A 572-nucleotide genomic window follows, 5' to 3' on the forward strand; every position below is an offset into this window, starting at 1 on the left:
TAAGGATGAATTATGAAACCAGGAATTAGGGTAAGAGTAATCGTTGGGGCAATTTCACTATGCGCCATCGCTGCCTGTACGAAAAAAACACCCTCACAGGTTATTTATCGTTATGACGATAATCGTTATCTGGAGTTAAAAGGCTATTATTGTGAGGGAGCACTTTGGTATCATGACATTAGAAAAGATATTCATAAAGAGATATATGATGGAGTATTTGCTTCCTTCAGGATATTCTCTGGGATATATATCCATCCATCGGATAAATACATCTTTATTCCTGAATGGGAACCCGGTGCATATACAATATCTAAAGACTATGGACAAACGTGGCAGGTCGCAACGTATATGTCCCCATCTCAGGGGCAAGAGAAAAATTCTGATGGGAATATGGTAGATAGACCTGAAGGAAAAGAAATAAAAAGAGTGGTGGTGGTTAATAATCAGGCATTTATTACCACGGCGCAGGGGCATTTATATCTGAGTTCATATCCTTTTGACGACCCGCGTCTGGCGCCGGGTGGTCCGGGTATAGATTATCAATACTTTGATGACACGTATTATCTCTACAA

General features: G+C 40.2%; 1 protein-coding gene. It reads left to right on the forward strand.

What is annotated here, in order from left to right; genetic code table 11:
* Positions 1-12: 12 nt before the first annotated feature.
* The coding region (locus OGV77_RS00835; RefSeq protein ID WP_286502533.1) for a T6SS immunity protein Tli3 family protein at positions 13-572 on the forward strand (560 nt) is incomplete at its 3' end.

It is taken from the genome of Citrobacter sp. Ce129 (assembly GCF_030334545.1).
Classification (GTDB): Bacteria; Pseudomonadota; Gammaproteobacteria; order Enterobacterales; family Enterobacteriaceae; genus Citrobacter; species Citrobacter europaeus.